Source organism: Ruegeria sp. AM7 (assembly GCF_056535965.1).
On record NZ_JBQFJE010000004.1, the window covers coordinates 1 to 17,106 of the forward strand.

Consider the following 17,106-nt stretch of genomic DNA (forward strand, 5'->3'; position numbering starts at 1 on the left):
GGTGGCATTGATCCTGAGGTCTATCAGGGCTTTGCATTTGGCATCGGGATCGACCGTCTGGCGATGCTGAAATACGGCATCCCGGATTTGCGGGCGTTCTTTGATTCCGACCTGCGGTGGTTGCGGCACTATGGGTTTGCGGCATTGGATATGCCGAACTTGCATAGTGGTTTGTCGCGGTGAATGAAACTCTGAAACTCTTGATTTCGGACAACCTCCCGAGTTTTGTGACTCTGATGGTGGCCGTTGTGACCATCGTTGGGGCTACACTCACCTACAAAGTTCAAAAAAGGCTGGATCGAGAGGCTGATCTGGTTTCCAAAAAGCGCGAGGTTTACCTAAACTTCATGCGCTCATTTATGCGGATAGATAATGAAGGCGGATTGGATCACTACAATACTCTCCGTATGGAGTTGTCTTTGCTCGCCTCTGACCAGGTTCTGAAGAGTGTGAATGAATTCGCGGAATATGCTGCGGATACATCCGGGCCTATGGTTCAGCGTGACATGGCTAAGTTTAAATATCTTCTTGCTTCTGCCTTAACGGACATGCGTCGAGATGTTTTCGACACTACTTCTTTGTCTGTGGAAGACATCCAAAAAACTCTGCCAATTCAAAACTAGTTGTCGGGAAAGTACAGCGCGGAGCAAAGGCCGATAGGCCGCCGCGCTATCGCCAGACCGCCCGCACGGGCTGGCGATTTGTCTCCGTAAGCGCAACGCTCGTACAGTACGCGGATTTGGCGGGCATAAAGTGCGCAGCACAGCCGAAGATCGCCACCCCGCGGTCTGGCGACAGCGCGGCTTGCGCTCTGTACGGAAGGCCGAAATCCGCGCGTGTTACAGGTTCCCACAGGGTTGTGACGTGACAGTCCGCGTCAGGCAGCTAGGCTCCGGCCTATGATTTACCGACTGCTTTTCCTGCTGCTGACCGCAACCCCTGCGTTTGCCATGGGTCCATGGAAATCCGATTGCCATGGCGACACCGCCTGCGATCTCGGCGATCGCTCATATCATGTGCTGGAGCCCGAGAGTTGGGACGGGAAAACCCTCTGCCCGTGTTGTTGCATTTCCATGGCTGGGCGCGGCAGGGCACTGTCGTGGTGAACCATCAGCGCATCGCAGGCGCGACCAAGCTGCGCGGCGTGTTGCTGGTGGCCCCGAACGGGTTGGGTAAAAGCTGGGATTTCTGGACCTCGGATACGCGCGACGTGCCCTTTGCCGATGCGGTGCTGGAGGATGTGGCTAAGCGCTATCCAGTTGATCCTGAACGTATCTACGTTTCGGGCTATTCCTTCGGCGGCGCGATGGCGTGGCGCTATGTGTGCCAGTCGGGCAATGACGTTGCCGCCCTGCTGGCCGTTGCGGGCAGCATCCGCCAGACCGAGGACTGCCCCGAAGCCCCGCGCGAGGCGCGCCATGTGCACGGCCTTAGCGATACGGTGATGGATTTCCCTTATGGCACCAATGGCGACACGACCTATCCGGTGGCGCTGTGGCGGGCGGCGTATGAGTGCCACGATGCCACCCCGCGCGGCGATTGGAGCGTGGTGCCGATCCTGACCCTCAGCCGGGTGGAGTGGACCGATTGCGCACGCGGGCAGGTGACGCTGGACACGCATCCGGGCGGGCATTTTATCCCCCATGGCTGGATCGGGCGGCAATTGGACGAGCTTTTGGGCCGCACCCCCACCTATCCGTGACGCGCAGCGCTTGCACCTTGGCGCATTCTTTGTCATTGCCTGTGCCGACTGGATATCTGCCAAAAAAGGCCCCGAGCAATGAAATTCACTCTGTCCTGGCTGAAAGACCACCTCGACACGGACGCGTCGGTTGATGAGATGGCCGAGGCGCTGACCGACCTCGGGCTAGAGGTCGAAGAGATCGTGAACCCGGCGGACCGGCTGGCGGGCTTTACGTTGGGCCATGTGAAGCACGCAGAAAAGCACCCCGACGCCGACAAGCTGCGCGTTTGCACGGTGGAAACCGATGAGGGCGATCTGCAGATCATTTGCGGCGCGCCCGCGCGCGAAGGCATCACTGTCGTGGTTTGCAAACCGGGCATGTATATCCCCGGTCTGGATATAACGATCAGCGTCGGCAAGATCCGGGGCGTCGAAAGCTTTGGCATGATGGCCTCCGAGCGTGAGCTGGAGTTGTCGGACGAGCATGATGGCATTATCGAACTGCCCTCGGGCGAGGTCGGTGATCGCTTCGTCGACTGGTTGGCCGAGAATGACCCGTCCAAGGTCGATCCGATGATCGAGATTGCGATCACGCCGAACCGCCCCGATGCGTTGGGTGTGGCTGGCATCGCTCGTGATCTGGCAGCGCGTGGGGTTGGCACGCTGAAAGAGCATATCCACGCGCCAGTCGCCGGCGATTTCGAATGCCCGATCAAGGTGACGATTGACGACGACACCTTGGACGGCGCGCCGCATTTCACCGGTCGTGTAATCCGGGGCGTCAAGAACGGCCCCAGCCCGCAATGGCTGCAGGATCAGTTGAAAGCCATCGGTCTGCGTCCCATTTCGGCGTTGGTGGATATCACCAACTACATGACATTCGACCAGAACCGCCCGCTGCACGTGTTTGATGCCGACAAAGTGCAGGGTAACCTGCGGGTCCACCGCGCCAAGGGTGGTGAAACGCTGGTGGCGCTGGATGAGAAGGAATACACCCTGCAGCGCGGTATGATGGTGATCTCGGACGACAAGGGTGCAGATCTATCGCGGGTATCATGGGCGGCGAGGAAACCGGCTGTACCGATGAGACGGTCAATGTCTTCCTTGAAAGCGCCTTCTGGGATCACGTGCAGATCGCCCTGACAGGCCGTGCGCTGAAGATTAACTCGGACGCGCGTTACCGCTTTGAACGCGGCGTTGACCCGCAATTCACCCGTGAGGGCTGGAGCAGGCGACCCAGATGATTCTGGATATCTGCGGCGGTGAGGTATCCTCGGTTGTTGAGGCCGGGAAGGCCCCGAACCACGCGCGCGCCTAGCTGGATGCGGCGCGGGTGCAGTCGCTGGTCGGGATGGAGATACCCGAAAGCGAACAGCGCCAGACCCTGACCCGTCTGGGTTTCCGCCTTGAAGGCGAGATGGCCCATGCGCAGCTGGCGCCCCGATGTCATGGGCGAGGCCGATCTGGTGGAAGAGGTTGCGCGGATTGCCTCGCTGACCAAGCTGCAGGGCAAACCGCTGCCGCGAGTGACCGATGGCATCCCCAAGGCGGTGATGACACCGACGCAGCGCCGTCAGTCGATGGCCCGCCGGACCTGCGCGGCGCTGGGCTACAATGAATGTGTGTCCTATACCTTCATTGATCAGGCGTCCGCTGCGCTGTTCGGCGGTGGCGATGCAGCGACTCAGCTAGAAAACCCGATTTCCTCGGAAATGAGCCATATGCGCCCCGATCTGCTGCCCGGCCTGCAGGCGGCCGCCCGCAATCAGGCGCGCGGCTTTGCCGATGTTGCCGTGTTCGAGGTTGGCCCTGTTTTCCACGGCGGTGAGCCCGGCAACCAGAAAACCCAGATCACTGGTCTGCTGGTGGGCCGCGATGGTCCCAAAGATGTGCACGGGGCCGCGCGCGGTAGATGTGTTTGACGTCAAAGCCGATGCCGAGGCCGTACTGGCCGCGATCGGAGCGCCCGCGAAGGTGCAGGTCCTGCGCGATGGTGATGCGTGGTGGCATCCGGGCCGTCATGGCAAAATCTGCCTGGGTCCGAAAAAGGTGCTGGGCGTGTTTGGTGAACTGCACCCGCGCATCCTGCAAGCGCTGGATATCAAGGGTCCGGCGATGGCCTTTACCATCTGGCCGGACGAAGTGCCTCTGCCGCGCAAATCCGGGGCCCCGCGCGGCGCTTGAACTGCGCGATCTGCAGGCGGTGGAACGTGACTTTGCCTTTGTGGTTGATGCGGATGTCGAAGCTCTGACCTTGGTGAACGCGGCGGCAGGCGCGGATAAGGCGCTGATCGACGATGTACGCGTGTTCGATGAATTCATCGGTGGCAGCCTGGGTGAGGGCAAGAAATCGCTGGCCATCACCGTACGTCTGCAACCGACGGACAAGACCCTCAAGGAAGAGGATATCGAGGCGGTTGGTCAGAAGATCATCGCCAAAGTGTCCAAGGCCACGGGCGGTGTTCTGCGCGGCTGATCGGTGGGGCACGATAACAAGACAAAAGGGGCCGGACGCGCCCCTTTTTCATTTCAGGAGGAGCAAGACATGCTGAACGTTTACCTCTCGGGCGAGATTCACACCGATTGGCGCGACCAGATCATCGAAGGCGCGCAGGGGCTGGAAATCACCTTTAACAGCCCTGTGACCGACCACGCGGCCAGCGACGATTGCGGCGTGGCCATTCTGGGGGCTGAGCCGAACAAATACTGGCACGATCACAAGGGCGCGATGGTCAACGCGATCCGCACCCGTAAGGGGATCGCGGATGCGGATGTGGTCGTGGTCCGCTTTGGCGAGAAGTACAAGCAGTGGAATGCGGCCTTCGACGCAGGGTACGCTGCCGCTCTGGGCAAATCCCTGATCGTGCTGCACGGCCCCGACCATCAGCACGCGCTGAAAGAGGTCGACGCCGCAGCTTTGGCCGTGGCCGAGCACCCCGCGCAGGTGGTCGAGGTTCTGCGCTATGTTCTGACCGGGCAACTGCCCGGATAGCGGTCGATGGGGCGGGGCAATGCCTCGCCCCCGATCTGCCTTAGCTAGCCGCAGGGATAACCAATCCGCGCTGGACCGCTGGGCGGTCCAGAAAGCGGTCCAAATATGGCTGAAGGTTGGCGAAATCAGACCATCCAAGCAGCTCTTTCACACCGTAATAGTCCAAGCCTCGCAGCCACGGCACAATGGCGATATCGGCAATTGAATAGCTGCCCGCGATCCATTCCTGCCCTTCAAGCTGTGTGTTTAGCACATTGAGCAAGCGCTTGGCTTCGTTGATGTAACGTTCGCGGGGGCGAGGGTCTTCGATCTCGCTACCGGCGAATTTGTGGAAATAGCCAAGCTGACCGAACATCGGGCCAAGGCCACCCATCTGGAACATCAGCCATTGCGTCACGCGGGCTTTGTCCGCTGCGGTCGCGCCCATCAACTGATCGCTTTTCTCTGCCAGATATAGCAGGATTGCGCCGCTCTCGAACAGGGATACAGCCTCGCCATCCGGGCCGTTGGGGTCAATAATCGCAGGAATTTTGTTGTTTGGATTCAGCGACAGGAACTCGGGGCTTTTGACATCTGAATCTGCGAGTGTGACCAGATGTGCCTCGTAAGGAAGGCCAATCTCTTCCAGCATGATCGAAACTTTGACACCGTTTGGCGTTGGATAGGAATAAAGCTGCAACCTGTCGGGTGTCTGGGCAGGCCAGCGGCCGGTAATTGGATGAGTTGCGGTGTCAAGCATGGTGCGCTCCTGTAAAAGGTTCCGAGTTGAGGTAAGCACTGACTAAATGTGTTACCAGTAGAGCACCTGTGCATTCCCGGTCAGTTCTTGTGCATTTCGCAACAGAGGGGAAAACCAGGTCATTCCGCACCTAGACCAGAGGCGCATTCTCGCTCACAATCTTGTGTATCCGCGCGTGTCGCGGGTTTTGCATAGCTCGCATAAGGAGAGACGTGTGGACGAGGTTGTAACGCAAGTTGGAGCGTTTGCTCCGCTTATTATGAATGCAGTCAAGGCACTGATTGTTCTGATTTTGGGCTGGATCGTGGCCGGTGCGATAGGCGGTATGGTGCGCCGGCGCATCAACGCGACCCCGCAGATTGACCCGACTCTCGGCAACTTTATGGCCAGCCTTGTGAAATGGGCTATCCTGGCGATGGTTCTGGTCGCCGTTCTGGGGATTTTCGGGATTGAGGCCACAAGTATTGTCGCCATTTTGGGTGCGGCATCGCTGGCTATCGGTCTGGCGCTGCAAGGGACGCTCAGCGATCTGGCGGCGGGCGTGATGCTGGTGGTGTTCCGGCCTTACAAGCTGGGTCAATATGTGGATATCGGCGGTACTGCTGGGACGGTACAGGACCTGAACCTGTTTACGACCGAATTGGTGACGCCGGATAACGTGCAGATCATTGTTCCCAACGGGCAGGCTTGGGGAACGGTGATCACCAACTATTCGGCCCATGACACGCGACGCGTGGACCTGGTTTTCGGGATTGATTACGGCGACAGCGCTGATGAGGCGATGCAGATCATTCTGGATGTGGCCAAGGCCGATGATCGTATTCACAACGATCCTGAACCGTGGGTGCGTGTGACCAATCTGGGCGACAGCTCGGTTGATCTGACGGCGCGGCTGTGGTGTGCCGCTGCAGATTACTGGGACGTGAAGTTTGAAATCACGAAGGCCGTTAAAGAAGCGTTCGATGCCAAGGGTGTATCGATTCCCTATCCGCATTCGGTCGAGATTCAAAAACAGGCATAACGCTCCCGCCCGTCATACGGGCATTGGAATGCCTTTTTCCGGTTGGGCCTAGCGCCGCGCTGATCGCGCGGCGCTTTTCGTTTGTTGCAACGTTGGTCAGAGGTTCGACCGCGCCGCGCGATCAGCGCGCTGCATAACGCTGTAAACGCACTCGTCAGAGGGCGCTTTCAGGGCGGGAGTATCTTAAGCCTTGATGACGACGTTGGGGGACACCACGTCGATCCCGAGTGCTTTGCCGACGGCGTAGTAGGTCAGCTTACCTGCATGTATGTTCAGTCCGGCCATCAGATGAGGGTCGTCCTGACAGGCCTGTTTCCAGCCTTTGTCGGCCAACGCCAGCATGAAGGGCATGGTGGCGTTGCCAAGCGCGATGGTCGATGTGCGGGCGACAGCTCCGGGCATGTTGGCGACGCAATAGTGCATGATGCCATCAACATCATAGATCGGTTCGGCATGGGTCGTCGCTTTCGACGTCTCAAAACACCCACCCTGATCAATCGCAACGTCGACAAGGACTGCTCCGGGTTTCATGGTAGAAAGTTGCGCGCGGGTCACCAGCTTTGGCGCAGCCGCACCGGGGATCAGCACCGCGCCGATCACCATGTCGGCGGATTGGATCAGCTCGGCCGTTGCGCCGGCTGTCGAGTATTGGTTCTTGAACGTCCCGCCAAACACGTCATCCAAATAGCGCAGGCGCGGCAGCGACCGGTCAAGAACCGTCACGTCTGCCCCCATCCCGCGGCGATCTTGGCGGCATGTGTTCCCACGACACCACCGCCAATCACAACAACTTTCGCTGGACCAACTCCGGGAACGCCGCCCATCAGAACACCGCGTCCGCCATTGGCCTTCTGCAGGGTCCACGACCCGACCTGCGGGGCGAGGCGACCTGCAACCTCGGACATGGGTGCAAGCAAAGGCAGCCCCCCATTGGCGTCCGTAACAGTCTCGTACGCGATAGCCGTACAACCCGAAGCAAGCAGGTCATGGGTCTGGTCAGGGTCCGGTGCAAGGTGCAGATAGGTAAACAGCAGTTGTCCCTCGCGCAGCATCTTGCGTTCGCCTGCCTGCGGTTCTTTGACTTTGACGATCATGTCGGCAGTGGCGAAAACTTCGGCTGCGGTGTCGACAATGCGCGCTCCGGCTGCGACGTAGTCGGCATTGTCAAAACCCGAACCCTGACCGGCTCCGGTTTCAATGATCACCTCGTGGCCGCGCGCGACCGCTTCTTGCGCAGCGTTCGGGGTCATTCCGACGCGGAACTCCTGCGGTTTGATTTCTTTGGGGCAACCGATCTTCATTTGGTCTCTCCGTTTGTAAACTGCTTAAATAATGGGCAACTTTGCGCGCAATTTCTGTGAAACTCTGCCCGTGTGAACGCTTTAATTCCGAAAAATTTTCGGTATTTTGGCCATAACTTGCAAAGGATTGCGCAGATGGCCATTGATACGACAGATCGAAAGATTCTGGCGGCATTGCAACGAAACGGTCGGATGTCGAATGCAGAACTGTCCGAACAGGCCAATTTGTCGCCTTCGGCCTGCCACAGACGGGTGCAACGGTTGGATCCGAGGGCTTTATTCGCAACTACGTTGCCTTGTTGGATGCGCGCAAGATGAATGTGCCGACGACCGTCTTTGTCGAGATCACTCTGCAAGGACAGGCCGAAGAGGTTCTGGATGCCTTCGAAAAGGCCGTTGCCCGTATTCCGGATGTTTTGGAGTGTCACCTTATGGCGGGAACGGCGGACTACATACTGAAAGTCGTCGCTGAAAACACCGAGGACTTTGCCCGCATCCATCGGCAATACTTGTCGCGACTACCCGGTGTGGCGCAGATGCAAAGTTCGTTTGCGCTTCGAACCGTGTTCAAAACCACGGCATTACCGGTTTGATCAGGCCGGTCCGGGATAGGTGAACAGTACCAGGTGCGCGGCGTTGAAGCCGAAATGCATGAGGACAGGAACCCACAGACGTCCGGTTGCATAGTAACCCAGCCCGCAAGCCGCGCCCAGAATAGCCGCGAAACCTGCCAATGCCGGTCCTCCGCCGGCGTGAACCAAACCAAACAGAAGGCTTGCAGCAGCTATCCCCAGACCCGCGCCAAAACGGGAAGAGATCAACGATTGGAAATAGCCGCGAAAAACACACTCTTCCGTCAGGCAAGTCAGGAAGAGATTGGACAGCGCGAAGATCACCCACCAATGGGGCAGGCTGATCTCGGGGCGGATGGCATTGACGGCCGAACCCACTGCCAACAGCGCAGGCAGTAAGGCGAAACCAACTGCCAACGGGATTTTGCGCAGTGCCACAGCCCCACCAATCATGCCGGGCCACGCCAAAGCGACGGTGAACAGCACCATGGGCTTGTCCAGGTTCAAGTACATCGTGAAATCGCGACTTAAAGGGCCAGATTGAACCTGATCAAGGACCAGAAGGTTGTGAAATCCCGGGACCAGATGCGCTCCGAGCGCGATGCACCATATGACGAGTGCAATATGGCCAAGCGCGGCCCACATCCCGGACAGGTTGCGCAGTATCAACGCGCCTGCAAAACCGACAGTGACCACCCCTGCGGCGATCGGCGTAACCAGCCCCAGTGTCAGCGAGACCGCTCCTAAAACCCCCAACAGTCCCATACCCAATGCTGGTTTGCCTGATACGGTGCTGACCATGGCGGCGATCAGCAAAAGCCACGGCCAGATCGTGGGCAGAAATGCGAAAAAATGGGTCAAAGTCGCGCCTTTGCAGTTCGGTTTGCGCCTTGATGCCGTGGTTGGGCGCGTTCTGGCAAGACAGTTCAACAGTGAACGGGCTGCGGATTTGCGTCACAGTGATCTTGTCGCCGTAAGCTGTTAGGCTTAGGAAAAGACCTTCATCAATTCATCCGATGACATCAGGCGGTTACATGCGCCCGATACGGTCCGAACCCGGGAATTTGTAAGGAGCAGACCTTGGCTGACGAATATAACGACGCCTCGAAAGACTGGCTTGAGGCCGAGCTGGAAGACACGCTGGACGAAGATTTCGAGATCGAGTTCAGCGAGCCCATGTTGTCGATGGAAATCCGCAAGATCTACAAGGATCAGCACCCCGAAATGCTGGACCGCAAGGTCTATTTCCGGAACCTGCTGCGTCTTCAGGCCGAGTTGATCAAAGTGCAGGATTGGGTGCAGCACACGGGTGCCAAGGTTTGTATCCTGTTCGAAGGCCGCGACAGCGCGGGCAAGGGGGGCGTGATCAAGCGGATCACGCAGCGCCTGAACCCGCGGGTTGCGCGTGTCGTTGCTCTGCCCGCGCCAAGCCGTCGGGAACAAAGCCAGTGGTATTTCCAGCGATACGTTCCGCACCTGCCTGCAGCGGGCGAAATCGTGCTGTTCGACCGGTCATGGTACAATCGCGCGGGTGTCGAACGGGTCATGGGCTTTGCGACCGAAGATCAGGTTGAACAGTTCTTTCAGGACGTTCCCGAATTTGAACGGATGCTGGTGCGTTCGGGCATTATTTTGCTGAAATACTGGTTCTCGATCACCGATGAAGAGCAGCAGTTGCGGTTCCTCATGCGCATCCACGATCCGATGAAGCAGTGGAAGCTGTCGCCGATGGATCTGGAATCTCGTATCCGGTGGGAGGCCTACACTAAGGCCAAAGAAGACATGCTATTCCGCACCAATATCTCGGAAGCGCCATGGTATATCGTCGAAGGCAATGACAAAAAGCGTGAGCGTCTGAACTGTATCGAACACCTGTTGACCAAGATCCCCTACACGGATGTACCGCAGGAAAAGGTCAACCTGCCGGATCGCAAGTACAACCCGGAATACGAACGCCGTGTTCTGCCGGACGAATTGCACGTGCCAAAAATATACTGATCGGTCCGAAAGGATGCGAAGCAGCGATCTGCTTCGCATCAGGTTGGGGCGTCAGACCGCGTCCATCATGCAATCGACGTTGAAGAAGGTGAGCGAAAAGAAGTCTTCGGCTCCGCCAGACGTCATCTCGGGACAGATTAGTTCGTCTGCAACCAAGACTGAATCATCTGCTATTACGAAATCCATGTCGTCCTGGGTCTCAGGCGGGGTCATGTCGTCATCATTCCACGCGAATTGATCGAAATCTTCTTTTAGCTGCTGAATGAATGCGTCTAGTTCAGTAAGAAAGGCCGCAACATCGAAGCAATCTGCATCAGCGTCTTCGGTGTCTGGCTGTTCAGGGGCCGGATCGTCGTTGTCGGTGACGTCAGTACCCGGCTGTTCTGGGGCTGGGTCGTCGGTTTCGGTAAGGTCAGTATCCGGCTGCTCCGGAGAAGGAGTGTCCGTTTCTGTGACGTCAGTGTCCGGCTGTTCGGTGACCGGGTCTTCGGTCTCGGTCACATCAGTATCGGGCTGTGCGGGGTCTGGCTCTGCAGGTGGGGTAGGCGTCATGGCAGTGCCGCCGCTGTCCAGCATGACTGCCGCATCAGTTGTGGCAAAGTTCTGCGTGACGATCACGGCGTCAGAACCCTGCATATCGCCGGTCTCGATACCGATGCCGATATATTTGAAATCAGGATTCAGAATATTCGCGCGATGACCGGGGCTATTCATCAGGCCCTGGTGCAGTTGCGCCACGTCGTCGCTGATCCCCGGCGCGCCGCGCTCTGATTGCCAGGCGATATTCTCGCCAGTTCGCCAACTGCCTTCAAGATCGAACCCGGCCGCCTGCATCCGCTGGGTGGCGCTTGATCCCCCTGACCCGGTGTGGCTGAACGTGTCCGTATCCAGCATCCAGCTGCTGTGATCTTCCGACGAATCGTTGAGCTGCGTTTCAAGCTGTAATGGGTCCAAGCCACGGGACGTACGCTCTTGGTTGATCAACGCCAGCATTTCCCGTTCTACTTGACTTGCTGCAGACATTTTTGCCTCCTTAAGGTGTTGTGTCCGAATGGACAGACCCACTTAAAGAACCGGCAAAAGACATGAACAGTGAGGTCGGAAAGATCGGCGCATTTCGGCGGGAGGGCGCACCGAAACAGAGATTCGCCGCGCTTGATAACGCCGAGAAAATGGCAAATCAATGTCTCGGCGAGTTGTTGCGATCGTCAAGCGGCGGGACCGGCGAAATCCCTCTTAAAACGACAAACCCCGGGCGGGGCCTCGGGGGTCGTCAAATAGTGTCATCCAAAGCTGGACGAGCTTCAGGTGCTTAGAGCAAACCTTCGCGCTGTGCTTTCTTACGTGCCAGTTTACGGGCGCGGCGGATCGCTTCAGCTTTCTCGCGCGCTTTTTTCTCGGACGGTTTCTCGAAATGTTGCTTAAGCTTCATTTCACGGAACACGCCTTCGCGCTGCAGCTTTTTCTTCAGGGCACGAAGCGCCTGATCGACGTTATTGTCGCGAACACTAACCTGCATGTGGTTGTCACCACCTTTCTAGATAGAGTTGCAAGGAAATTGCAGGAGGTGGCCGTATAGCAAAGCCGCTCTAACTTGTCTAGTACTGGTGCCAGAACCCGGAGAACCGCCATGACCATATCCTACGAAGATGCCAAAACCCAGCTTTTGGACGCTATGCTGGCCCATGTGCCGTTTGATGGCTGGTCGGAAACCAGCTTTCGCATGGCATCAGTGACTGCGGTATTGATGAAACGCTGGCACGGTCGATCTGTCCTCGTGGTGCGGTTGATATGGCCCTGGCTTTTCATGCCCGCGGGGACGCGGCGATGGCAGAGCGTCTGAAAACCGAAGATCTGAGCGATCTGAAATTCCGTGACCGGATCGCCGCTGCTGTCCGGTTCCGTCTTCAGGCGGTAGAGGACAAGGAACTCGTGCGTCGTGGGATGACGCTGTTTTCTTTGCCGATGCACGCGGCTGATGGGGCCAAGGCGATGTGGCAGACCTGCGATCTGATCTGGGACACGCTTGGCGATACATCGGACGATGTGAACTGGTACACCAAGCGGGCGACGTTGTCGGGGGTCTATTCCTCGACCGTGCTGTTTTGGCTGGGGGATGATTCGTCTGACCAGCAGAGAACGTGGGAGTTTCTGGACCGCCGCATCGACAACGTCATGCAGTTCGAAAAGCTCAAGGCGCAGGTGAATGGCAACCCACTGTTCAAGCCCTTTCTTGCGGTGCCGAATTGGTTGGCAGGTCAGGTTAAAGCTCCGATGAAGATGCGGGCTGATCTGCCGGGAATGCTGAACCCGCGCAAGTAAGCGTCTGGGCCTTTCTGATTTCGCCTGTTAGGCATTGGGCAAAGGAGAATTGCCCATGACCCAGACAATGCGCGCTGTAGAAATCACCAAACCCGGCGGGCCCGAGGTTCTGCAGATAACGGACCGACCGGTGCCTGAGCCTGCTGCGGGTCAGGTGGTGCTAAAGGTGGCCTATGCCGGGGTAAACCGTCCGGATGCGCTGCAGCGGGCGGGTGCGTATGATCCTCCTCCGGGTGCCAGCGATCTGCCGGGGCTTGAGGCATCGGGTGAGGTCGTAGCCCTAGGTTCTGGCGTTCAAGGGCTTTCAGTTGGTGACCAGGTTTGCGCCTTGTTGCCCGGCGGCGGCTATGCCGAATACGTTGCTACGCCCGCTGCCCATTGCTTGCCGGTGCCAGAGGGTATGGGCCTGGAAGAGGCCGCGTGTCTGCCCGAGACCTTCTTTACCGTCTGGTCCAATGTCTTCACACGCGGCGGTCTGAAAGCAGGCGAGCGGTTTTGGTTCACGGCGGCTCCAGCGGGATCGGAACAACGGCGATCCAGCTTGCAAATGCCTTTGGCGCACGGGTCTTTGCCACTGCCGGATCGGCCGAGAAATGCGCCGCTTGCGAGAAACTGGGGGCCGAGAAGGCGATCAATTACCGGGAAGAGGATTTCGTGGCAGTCATGCGGGCCGAGGGCGGGGCGAACCTGATCCTCGATATGGTGGGCGGTGACTATATCCCGCGCAACGTCAAAGCTCTGGCCGAGGATGGGCGGCTGGTTCAAATCGCCTTCCTGCAGGGCCCCAAGGTCGAGCTGAACTTTGCCATGATGATGGTGAAACGCTTGACCCTGACCGGTAGCACCTTGCGTCCGCAATCCGATCTGGCCAAGGCCAAAATCGCCCAAGACCTGCGCGAGGCGGTCTGGCCGCTACTGGATTCGGGCAAGATTGCCCCGGTGATGGACAGCGAGTTTGACATGGCCGAGGCCTCAGCGGCCCACGCGCGGATGGAAAGCTCGGGTCATATCGGCAAGATCGTTCTTAAGATCGGCGGCTAGGCACCGTCTTCCGGTTCAGGTCACGGCGCAGCGATACAGGTGCCATGTGGCGTGGCCCAGAACCGGAATGACAACAATCAACCCCAGTAACATCGGGATCGCGCCCAGTATCAACGCACTGGACACAACCAGACCCCAGGTCAGGATGACCGATGGGTTGTGCCGCAGAACGCGAACTGATGTTACTACGGCAAGCGGCACTTTGCGGTCAAGAAGCAGGGGGAAGCTGATCACGCTTGTGGCCAGTGCGACGAGGGCGAAGAAGAACCCGACCAAGATGCCAGACAGGATCATGACCCAGCCTGCCTTTGTTGTGAAGACTTGGGTTAAGAAGGTGCTGAACGAGGTCGGTAGATCAGGACCCAATGTCTGAACATAAATGCTCTGCGCGACCATCAACCAGATCAGCAAAAGCACCACCAGATAGAAGCCCAGTGTCAGAATGGCCCCGAACGAGGGTGACCGGAATACGCCAAGTGCATCCAGCCAATGGGCTTCGGCCCCTTGCTCGCGTTTTCGGCTGATTTCATAAAGACCCACGGCCGCCACAGGCCCGATCAATGCGAAACCTGCGATCAGGGGGGCCAGTAAAGGTATCATATTCCGGTTCAGGCCTAACCCGAACATCAGCAAGCCCGCCAGAGGGTAGATCAATACCACGAAGACCGCATCTGCGCGGGTTTCCATAAAGTCTTCCGAGCCCGCTCGCAGACACGCCCAGAGGTCACTAAAGCTCAGCGTCTGAACCTTGGGCATTTTGGGTGTCCCAGCGCCACCAATTCCGGTGACGTTCTCTGCAACATGATCACCGGTGGCTCCCAGCGTTTGGGCCGCCCAGCTGATCGGATTTCCTATCGTCCTGACCATCGTCATCCCCTCGCGTTTGCCTATCAGCGCCGCAAAGATGATCCGGTACGAGTTGCCTTTGGCCGGACCAGCCGGCAACGCTCAAGCGCCAGTATAGCATAATTTTTGCGTTTGGGTTGCCTTGGACCTGCTTGTGCCGATTGCTCTGGATCGCAGGCGTGTTAGCTTGGCCCCAGGTTACAGGAGGTGAGTATGCAGAAAACGGCACGTACCGTCGTCATTCACGAACACGGCGGCCCCGAGGTTCTGAAGATCGAAGACCGTCCGATAGGCGATCCTGGACCGGGCGAAGTTCGCATTCGTCATCAAGCCTGTGGATTGAACTTCATTGATGTCTATCAGCGGACCGGTCTCTATCCGATGGACTTGCCGCACGCATTGGGAATGGAGGCGTCTGGTGTGATCGAAGCGGTGGGCGAAGGCGTCACCCATCTGCAACCGGGCCAACGCGCAGCCTATGCGGCTAACCCCTCTGGTGCTTATTGCGAGGCGCGCGTGATGCCGGCCGCACAGGTTTGCCCTTTGCCTGATGATATTTCGTTTGATGCGGCTGCGGCCATGATGCTTAAGGGGATGACGGTCGAGTATCTGTTTCACCGCACGACCCCGCTGAAACGGGGTGACACCGTTCTGTTCCACGCCGCCGCCGGTGGTGTCGGGCTGATTGCGTGCCAATGGGCCAAATCCGAGGGGATCAAGCTGATCGGTACGGCTGGAACAGATGAAAAATGCAGTCTGGCTCAGTTCAACGGGGCGACACACTGCATCAATTACCGGACCGAGAATTTTGCCGAGCGGGTCGCCGACATCACAGGTGGCAAGGGCGTCGATGCGGTGATGGATTCGATTGGTGCGCAGACATTTGCCGGCTCTCTGGAATGCCTGAAACCTCTGGGTATGATGATTTCCTTTGGCAATGCTTCGGGGCCGGTGCCGTTGATGGATATCGCCATTCTGGCCAAGAAAGGCTCGCTCAAGATTACGCGACCGACTTTGTTTACTCACACCGCCGATCACGCTGTCTGTCAGGCCATGGCGCGGCGCCTGTTCAACAAGGTGCAGGGAATGAGGTGAAAATCCACATCGACCAGCGTTTTCCGCTTGAGCAGGTCGCCGACGCCCATCGCGCGCTTGAAGCCCGTCAGACGACAGGAAGTACGGTTTTGGAGCTGTAGTCTGGTAGTAAGGTCCCGACGTGTGTCGGGACCGTTTCTGGGGGCGTTAAATCAAAACCGATAGGCCGCACGGGCCTGAAATGTCGTGGCGTCGACATCAACGCCGGATGAATTGAAATCGTTGAACTCGTGATACAGGATTTCTCCACCAATGCTGACGTTTGGTGCCACGATATGTTCGTAACCAGCACCGATAAACCAACCATTATCGCTGCTCAGATTGTCGGTACCAGCCTCGGCATATCCGCCGATGCCATAAAGCAAACCCACTGACGTGACCTTGTAGCCCGCACGGGCCTTGATGCGCCACACATCCTCGACCGTGGCTGCGCCACCCAGATCAACATCGGTCCAGTCATAGTCGAAGCCGCCACCTACGACCCAATCCCCAGATCGTAATCATAACCCAGAATGATACCGCCGATCGCGCCGTCTCCGTCGATGCCAGAGACGTTGGTGTCGATATCGGCATAACCAACCTGCAGACCGCCGTAGAAGCCCGTCCAGTTGCCAGAAGACTGCGCAGCAGCGGATCCTGCGGCCAGAAATGCAATGCCTGCCGCTGCTAAAAGACGTTTATTCATATTGTGTTCCTTTCCCTCAAATTGGTTTTTTGCCGACCTACGGATGATCGTGCGCTCACATAACTGAATACGTTTGAGCGAGAGGCTGGATCATTCACGGATGAAAGTGGAAAGTCGACGCGGTCATCTGCAGCGCGGGCATTCCGGACAATCCGAAGCAGAGGCGGTTAGGGAAAGTATGCGAGTGAATTAAAAACAAAAGAAAAACGGCGGCAGAATGCTCTGCCGCCGTTGTGTTGGAGTGCGTAGGCGGATTATTGCGCCTGCAGTTCTGCCGGAGTTTTGTCGGCAATGTCTTTCCAGTTGGTGTCCGCACGCTCGTTAAAGCCCGGGATGTCGCCTTCCCAGCGTTCCTGAATGTCGGCCGACAGGTTCAGGTACAGCTTGTTATCAACGATTTTCCAGTAGTTCGGGTCGCCGTCAAACTTGAAGCCCATCGCGGTGCCGAATGCGCAGTAGCCGCCATATGCGGGCAGGTACGCTTCGGGGTTTTCTTCAAACGCGACTTTGTTTTCTTCGTTTGCAAAGCGATACAAAGCGTCGTTGTGCAGCGTGGTGATGCGGTAGTCGCCTTTGGTGGCTTCGCCAACGGTGAAGTAGGCAACCGGGTCATAACCCTGCAGCGCCAGACCGGTCGAGCTTGCGTTCAGGTCAACGCCTGCGGCCATCGCCGTGCTTGCAACTGCTACAGACAGCGCAACGCCGCCGATGAGGGATTTGATCTTGTTCATGGTTTTCACCTTTCGTGAATTGAGCCACCGGACGACACCCTGAATTGTGCCTGAGTGACCCTGTCGATTTTGTTCCGTG

16 protein-coding genes and 7 pseudogenes are annotated in these 17,106 nt (G+C 57.9%); 13 read left to right on the forward strand and 10 right to left on the reverse strand.

Features of this window, described 5'->3' with window-relative positions; translation table 11 throughout:
* The 4 genes and pseudogenes from ACR3EG_RS21805 to ACR3EG_RS21820 form a co-directional block, all read left to right on the forward strand.
* Positions 1–183: tRNA ligase subunit PheS family protein (locus ACR3EG_RS21805; RefSeq protein ID WP_480947686.1), on the forward strand; the 183-nt coding region annotated here is incomplete at its 5' end.
* Complete coding sequence (locus ACR3EG_RS21810; protein WP_480496640.1) at positions 180–623, forward strand: hypothetical protein; 444 nt, start codon at positions 180–182, stop codon at positions 621–623. The genes ACR3EG_RS21805 and ACR3EG_RS21810, both read left to right, overlap by 4 nt.
* Before the next feature lie 410 nt (positions 624–1,033).
* Positions 1,034–1,702, forward strand: a complete 669-nt coding sequence (locus tag ACR3EG_RS21815; protein WP_480947688.1) for a CE1 family esterase — start codon at positions 1,034–1,036, stop codon at positions 1,700–1,702.
* Between the two features lie 138 nt (positions 1,703–1,840).
* Positions 1,841–2,928 (forward strand): annotated as a pseudogene (locus tag ACR3EG_RS21820) (phenylalanine--tRNA ligase subunit beta).
* On the opposite strand, the gene ACR3EG_RS21825 reads toward ACR3EG_RS21820, so the two are convergent.
* Positions 2,862–3,110, reverse strand: a complete 249-nt coding sequence (locus ACR3EG_RS21825; RefSeq protein WP_480947698.1) for a hypothetical protein — start codon at positions 3,108–3,110, stop codon at positions 2,862–2,864. The pseudogene ACR3EG_RS21820 and the gene ACR3EG_RS21825 overlap by 67 nt on opposite strands.
* Positions 3,111–3,264: 154 nt before the next feature.
* On the opposite strand from ACR3EG_RS21825, the pseudogene ACR3EG_RS21830 reads away from it, so the two are divergent.
* The 3 genes and pseudogenes from ACR3EG_RS21830 (at position 3,265) to ACR3EG_RS21840 (ending at position 4,676) form a co-directional block, all read left to right on the forward strand.
* Positions 3,265–3,868 (forward strand): annotated as a pseudogene (locus ACR3EG_RS21830) (hypothetical protein).
* A gap of 19 nt (positions 3,869–3,887) precedes the next feature.
* Positions 3,888–4,160 (forward strand): phenylalanine--tRNA ligase subunit beta-related protein, encoded by a 273-nt coding sequence (locus ACR3EG_RS21835; RefSeq protein ID WP_480947690.1) that lies wholly within the window; start codon positions 3,888–3,890, stop codon positions 4,158–4,160.
* A 69-nt stretch (positions 4,161–4,229) separates the two neighbouring features.
* Positions 4,230–4,676 carry a YtoQ family protein gene (locus ACR3EG_RS21840; RefSeq protein ID WP_170353606.1) on the forward strand — a complete coding sequence of 149 codons (447 nt, stop codon included), beginning with the start codon at positions 4,230–4,232 and terminating at the stop codon, positions 4,674–4,676.
* 40 nt (positions 4,677–4,716) lie between these two features.
* Here the strand turns inward: ACR3EG_RS21840 and ACR3EG_RS21845 are convergent, their stop codons facing one another.
* Positions 4,717–5,415, reverse strand: a complete 699-nt coding sequence (locus tag ACR3EG_RS21845) for a glutathione S-transferase family protein (RefSeq protein WP_480482992.1) — start codon at positions 5,413–5,415, stop codon at positions 4,717–4,719.
* A gap of 259 nt (positions 5,416–5,674) precedes the next feature.
* Between ACR3EG_RS21845 and ACR3EG_RS21850 the strand changes: the two genes are divergently transcribed.
* On the forward strand, positions 5,675–6,436 hold the full coding sequence (locus ACR3EG_RS21850; RefSeq protein ID WP_480482994.1) for a mechanosensitive ion channel family protein: 762 nt from the start codon (positions 5,675–5,677) through the stop codon (positions 6,434–6,436).
* Between the two features lie 183 nt (positions 6,437–6,619).
* Here ACR3EG_RS21850 and ald read toward each other — a convergent pair.
* Positions 6,620–7,737: pseudogene (ald, locus tag ACR3EG_RS21855) on the reverse strand (alanine dehydrogenase).
* 135 nt (positions 7,738–7,872) lie between these two features.
* Here ald and ACR3EG_RS21860 point away from each other — a divergent pair.
* Positions 7,873–8,330 (forward strand): annotated as a pseudogene (locus ACR3EG_RS21860) (Lrp/AsnC family transcriptional regulator).
* Here the strand turns inward: ACR3EG_RS21860 and ACR3EG_RS21865 are convergent.
* Positions 8,331–9,170: a CPBP family intramembrane glutamic endopeptidase gene (locus ACR3EG_RS21865; protein ID WP_480947691.1), complete on the reverse strand. Its 840-nt coding sequence runs from the start codon at positions 9,168–9,170 to the stop codon at positions 8,331–8,333. It lies immediately after the preceding pseudogene.
* A 219-nt stretch (positions 9,171–9,389) separates the two neighbouring features.
* Here ACR3EG_RS21865 and ppk2 point away from each other — a divergent pair, with 219 nt between their 5' ends.
* Complete coding sequence (ppk2, locus tag ACR3EG_RS21870; protein ID WP_480483000.1) at positions 9,390–10,307, forward strand: polyphosphate kinase 2; 918 nt, start codon at positions 9,390–9,392, stop codon at positions 10,305–10,307.
* Between the two features lie 51 nt (positions 10,308–10,358).
* On the opposite strand, the gene ACR3EG_RS21875 is transcribed toward ppk2, so the two are convergent.
* Together ACR3EG_RS21875 and rpsU are read right to left on the reverse strand one after the other, a co-directional pair.
* The gene (locus ACR3EG_RS21875; RefSeq protein ID WP_480496648.1) at positions 10,359–11,330 is read right to left on the reverse strand and encodes a CAP domain-containing protein; all 972 of its coding nucleotides are present in this window, start codon (positions 11,328–11,330) and stop codon (positions 10,359–10,361) included.
* A gap of 289 nt (positions 11,331–11,619) precedes the next feature.
* Positions 11,620–11,826, reverse strand: coding sequence for a 30S ribosomal protein S21 (rpsU, locus tag ACR3EG_RS21880; RefSeq protein WP_005614280.1), 207 nt, complete (start codon positions 11,824–11,826; stop codon positions 11,620–11,622).
* Between the two features lie 111 nt (positions 11,827–11,937).
* Here rpsU and ACR3EG_RS21885 point away from each other — a divergent pair.
* Together ACR3EG_RS21885 and ACR3EG_RS21890 are read left to right on the forward strand one after the other, a co-directional pair.
* Positions 11,938–12,629, forward strand: a pseudogene (locus ACR3EG_RS21885) (COQ9 family protein).
* A gap of 55 nt (positions 12,630–12,684) precedes the next feature.
* Positions 12,685–13,670: pseudogene (locus ACR3EG_RS21890) on the forward strand (NAD(P)H-quinone oxidoreductase).
* Positions 13,671–13,685: 15 nt separating this feature from the next.
* On the opposite strand, the gene ACR3EG_RS21895 reads toward ACR3EG_RS21890, so the two are convergent.
* Complete coding sequence (locus tag ACR3EG_RS21895) at positions 13,686–14,537, reverse strand: DUF2189 domain-containing protein (RefSeq protein WP_480947696.1); 852 nt, start codon at positions 14,535–14,537, stop codon at positions 13,686–13,688.
* Positions 14,538–14,729: 192 nt separating this feature from the next.
* Here ACR3EG_RS21895 and ACR3EG_RS21900 point away from each other — a divergent pair.
* Positions 14,730–15,712, forward strand: a pseudogene (locus ACR3EG_RS21900) (quinone oxidoreductase family protein).
* A gap of 51 nt (positions 15,713–15,763) precedes the next feature.
* Here ACR3EG_RS21900 and ACR3EG_RS21905 read toward each other — a convergent pair.
* From ACR3EG_RS21905 to ACR3EG_RS21915, 3 genes are all read right to left on the reverse strand, one after another.
* Positions 15,764–16,051, reverse strand: a complete 288-nt coding sequence (locus ACR3EG_RS21905) for an outer membrane protein (RefSeq protein WP_480947642.1) — start codon at positions 16,049–16,051, stop codon at positions 15,764–15,766.
* Between the two features lie 35 nt (positions 16,052–16,086).
* Positions 16,087–16,296, reverse strand: a complete 210-nt coding sequence (locus tag ACR3EG_RS21910; RefSeq protein ID WP_480947607.1) for an outer membrane beta-barrel protein — start codon at positions 16,294–16,296, stop codon at positions 16,087–16,089.
* Between the two features lie 254 nt (positions 16,297–16,550).
* Positions 16,551–17,027 (reverse strand): YHS domain-containing (seleno)protein, encoded by a 477-nt coding sequence (locus ACR3EG_RS21915; RefSeq protein WP_480483008.1) that lies wholly within the window; start codon positions 17,025–17,027, stop codon positions 16,551–16,553.
* Between the last annotated feature and the right edge of the window lie 79 nt (positions 17,028–17,106).